3 protein-coding genes and 1 pseudogene are annotated in these 4460 nt (G+C 35.1%); all 4 read right to left on the bottom strand.

From position 1 onward, the window contains the following. A pseudogene (locus tag AC1DTM_RS18790) lies at positions 1 to 176 on the bottom strand (T7SS effector LXG polymorphic toxin); the annotation flags it as partial. A 17-nt stretch (positions 177 to 193) separates the two neighbouring features. After that, on the bottom strand, positions 194 to 496 hold the full coding sequence (locus tag AC1DTM_RS18785) for a TIGR04197 family type VII secretion effector (RefSeq protein ID WP_477000640.1): 303 nt from the start codon (positions 494 to 496) through the stop codon (positions 194 to 196). Positions 497 to 499: 3 nt separating this feature from the next. Then, positions 500 to 922, bottom strand: a complete 423-nt coding sequence (locus tag AC1DTM_RS18780; RefSeq protein ID WP_002200727.1) for a YwqH-like family protein — start codon at positions 920 to 922, stop codon at positions 500 to 502. A 12-nt stretch (positions 923 to 934) separates the two neighbouring features. Beyond that, positions 935 to 4417, bottom strand: a complete 3483-nt coding sequence (gene essC / locus AC1DTM_RS18775) for a type VII secretion protein EssC (RefSeq protein ID WP_477000641.1) — start codon at positions 4415 to 4417, stop codon at positions 935 to 937. Positions 4418 to 4460: the final 43 nt, after the last annotated feature.

The raw sequence follows: 4460 nt of genomic DNA, 5'->3' as shown, positions 1-4460 counted from the left end.
ACTCTAGATAAATGGCCTTTAATTCCATCAGCAGCAGCACCTTGAAATGAATTAATCTCACTAAAATCCGCTATCTTACCTAATAATGATTCAAACTGTAGATTCAACTCAGTGGCACTTGCTTGAAATCTATTTTGAAGTTCTTTTACTTCTTGTAACTCTATATTTTTATCCACGCTTCTCCCACCCTATTTTAATTTTTCATAGCATGATGAATTGAACCGATCCTTAATTGTTTCTCAAGCTGTTCGTCTTTTTCGACTATTTTCTCCCCGGTTTGTTGTATTTTATTTAAGTCATTTTCTAATATCTGTTCGTATTGCTGCACCTTTTGAGATAACTTTTCAATCGCTTCACAATATTTTTTCAGTTTACTTAAATTCGTACGACTCAACTGCATACCATTAAATTTAGTCTTACCTAAATCACTAGCACCACTTTTCAATTCACTTACTTTCGCATCAAATACCCCTTTATTTAATTTAATTTCCCCCATTTATCATTTCCCCGCCTTCTGTACTTCTACTTGAATACTAGCGTCAACCATTGAAACACTTCGACTTAATGAAAGAATACTAGACTCACATGCAGCGATTTCTCTTTCAAGCCGCCGTATGGCTTGATCGATGTCTTCTTGCACTCTCCCTAGTTCTCCAATAAACTTCCCTAAATTAGAAATAACTTGTTGTTCATACGTTTCTTTAAAAGTAGTTGCTCTTTGCCCTTTCCAACTACTCTCGTTTATTTCTAAAGACTTAAACTGCTCTTGATTTTGTTTAATTGCTTCAAGATTATTTACAAATTTCCCCTTAGCAGTTATTAGCCTTCGTAGTTTCATTTGTAATTCAGCCAATTGCCCTTGTTGATGACTTATACTACTTAATAAACCAGATTTTTGACTATTTAATTCCTCTATCCCCATGCAAATCCCCCCTTAAATAGTTGGCACTTTAATTCTAGTAGCAAAACGATTTTCAACAAAATACCCTTCAAATGGATTTAATTTTGTACTACTTAAATCTTTATTAGATACATCGAAGACCATTTGGCCTGATGATTTTCTAAGTAAAATAACATGAGATTGCGTTTTTATTGTTTTTGAAACTAAGTCGTATCGACTGTCAATTGAATCAACATCACAGCCAATTACGAAGTGGATGCCCATAAATGCACCATTTGTGATTAATTCCGCTAAACTATATATATCGCTATCTTCTAAATTACTTAAAATATCATTTACATCTGCAATTACGATTACAATCGGCTTAAATTTCTTAATAAATTCAGCTGGGTTCACTGTTTCACTTGATGCTTCCTGCTCCTCTTTAAACGCCGCTTCTCTCGATTTATAAGCATTTGTAACTTGTTTAATCGTTTTCTCAATTCCTGTTTTTTCAGCTACATATAAAGCAGCGTTCTCTCTATAGTTTGAGAAATTACGTGTTCTTGTATCAATTAAACCTAGGTCAAAGTGTCCACTACCAGCTAATTGTTGAAGGAATTGATGAACTACATTTTCAACTTCATCTTTCTTGATTCCCCCTACAACAATATTAGCCGCTTCCGTTAAATCTAATTCGAGAGGCGTAACGCTTTCTGTTTCTACACCAAATGTTAGTTTGCCTGCTTCAATAATTTTCCTTGTTTCTGGCCATGCAATAAATTCTTTGTATTCCAGAACTTCAGGTACCATAGGGATTGCTTTCGGTCTTTCTCCATCCCAAAAGGAATCCATCTCTTTTCCTTCAGCTTGTATATTTTCAATTCGAGTAAGTACATCTTCTCCATCTGTCGGTAAAGCTGTTTGGAATATTGTTGGTTCGTCAATTTTAACTAAACCACGACCTGCTAATTCTTCAATTTTCAACTCTGTTCTTCCTACAATAGCTCTAGATTCTGCCTCATCTATCATATATAGAGCAATTTGTAGTTTAATATTTGTATTTACTTGTACTCTTAATGCATTTTGACGTGTAGCCGTAAGCATTAAATGAATTCCTACCGCTGCCCCTTCACGTACAATTTGTGCAACAATGCGTTCAAAGTCTTCGACAAATCCAGCTTCTCTAACAGAATCATAGTTATCTAACGTAATTAATATTGTTGGTAATACTTCTTTACTAGCTCTCTCATACATTTCAAGACTCGCAACGCCATATTTACTTAGCAATTGCTTTCTATCTTTTAATAGGTCTTCTATGCGGCGAAGAAATTTCTCGCATTTTTCAACTTGGTCTAGTGTAATGATGTCTGCCACATGTGGTAAAGATTTTAATGGCATTAAACCGTTTGTTCCGAAGTCTAATAAATACACATGCAAATGCTCCGGACTATGCTGACGAGCTACATCCATAATGACTGATTGTAAGAATGTTGATTTTCCGTAACCTGGACTTGAGAAGACTGCTACGTGTCCGTCTTTACTAATATCTAATGTTAATGGTGTTTGTGATTGTAATTCAGGCTGATCTAATAGACCAACTGTTGCTTTTAATGGTTTCTTTTCGTTCGTCCATGCTTCCTTGAACTGAATAGCATGTAAGTCTTGTAAATATACGCTTTCTGGAAGTGGCGGTAACCACGGTCTTGCTAACGCTTCAATTTCATTTACTTCTGCGTAATCGTGAATGTAGTCAATAACAGCATCAAGTTCCGACGGTACGCTTATAACGTCTTTACTGCTACCAAGTCCACTTAAATCTTCACTTAATATTTCATATTGTCCTAGATCGTTTATTGCATATATCGTTGCATCTAAATGCTCTTTATCCTCTTTATTTTCTACATAGTCTGCCCCGCTCCAAGCCGATTGGAATAGTTCATAAATTTCATTATTCCCAACTTGTAAGTAAGCACGTCCTGGTAATGTAATTTCAGCAGCATCTGGTGTTTTTAAAATTTCATTACTATCTGACGTATTTTGAACTTTCAGTGCTAGTTTGAATTTCGAGTTACTCCAAATTTGATCATCTACAACACCGCTCGGTTTTTGTGTAGCTAATATTAAATGAATTCCGAGCGAACGACCGATACGTGCTGTTGAAACTAACTCTTTCATAAATTCTGGTTGTTCTGACTTCAATTCCGCGAATTCATCACTAATTAAAAATAGATGTGGCATTGGCTCACTTACTAAGCCTTCTTTATACAGTTTTTGATATTGATTAATATGGTTTACATCATTTTCACCAAATAATCGTTGTCTTTTTTGTAATTCAGCTTTAATTGATGCGAGCGCTCTCATGCTTTGTGCTCCATCTAAGTTCGTAATTGTTCCTAATAAATGCGGTAAGTTTTTGAATAAATTCGCCATACCGCCGCCTTTATAGTCAATTAGTAGAAAGGCCACTTCGTAAGGGTGGAAATTGACTGCTAGAGATAAAATATACGATTGTATAATTTCCGATTTACCTGAACCTGTTGTACCTGCTATTAATCCGTGTGGCCCGTGGGCTTTTTCGTGTAAGTTTAAGTTTACAATATCTTCTTTACCACGTAATCCAAGTGGTACAGCTAAAGATTTATGTGCTGCATTTTTCTGCCAGCGACTTGTGATATTTAACTCTTTTATTTTTTCAACACCGTACATTTCTAGGAATGTTACGCTTTCTGGAATACTATTTTTTAAGTTTTGCAAATGATTTAACGGTGCTAGTGCTCGTGAAACATCTTCTAAATTGAACCCTTTCGGTACATGATTCAATTTAAATTGACGGTTAACAAGCTCTCCTTGTTCTAAGATGATGTTCCCTTGCTTTGCATCTCTTATATCAATTACCGTTTTCACATGCTCTGGTAAACTTTGCATAACATCTTGAACAAACACAAGTGATACACCTAATTGACTCGGATCGTCATTGAAAAATTCCATAACAACATGATCTAAAATTAGTTTTTCATCTGTAATGAGTACGATATAGTGTGGTGCGAAATACAGTTTTTCATTTGTAGAACTTTTTTCATCTACTTTTTGTTTTCTCTCTTTTAAAATTTGATATAAACTATTTAACACCTGATCTCGGCTACGATCATGGTATACAAATCCACGTACATTTATATCGCGAACACTTCCATGGGGTAACCAGCGCATCCAATCCCATTTCTCTTTTTCTTCTTCAGGAAAAATAGTAATAAACTGCAAGTCATAATAGCTATGGAATAAAGCAGTTTGTACGACTAATAATTGTAATTGTTCTAGTACTAAAGAGCGCTGCCCAATGTATCCGACTGGTCCATTCATTAAATCTGTTACGACTGGTACATCGTCTAATGAAAGATTACGCTGCCTTAGTTCACGTGCTATATCAATTAACTCATCTTTCGTTTGACTAAACTCTTCTTCATTAAATTGAATTTCAAAACTAGTATTAGCTTGTCCCGTTCCAACACTGAATGTTAAGAAATCATGATGTTGCATTGTTTTTTCATAAATACGTGGATTTACTTGAACAGCCATATTA

The sequence above is a fragment of the Bacillus sp. P4_D3 genome (assembly GCF_056401855.1).
This window is presented reverse-complemented; position numbering and strand designations above follow the sequence as displayed.

Excerpts from the sequence above, each read along its gene's own strand:
- AC1DTM_RS18785 (WP_477000640.1), bottom strand. The coding sequence starts at position 496 with ATGGGGGAAATTAAATTAAATAAAGGGGTATTTGATGCGAAAGTAAGT.
- AC1DTM_RS18780 (WP_002200727.1), bottom strand. The coding sequence starts at position 922 with ATGGGGATAGAGGAATTAAATAGTCAAAAATCTGGTTTATTAAGTAGT.
- essC (WP_477000641.1), bottom strand. The coding sequence starts at position 4,417 with ATGCAACATCATGATTTCTTAACATTCAGTGTTGGAACGGGACAAGCT.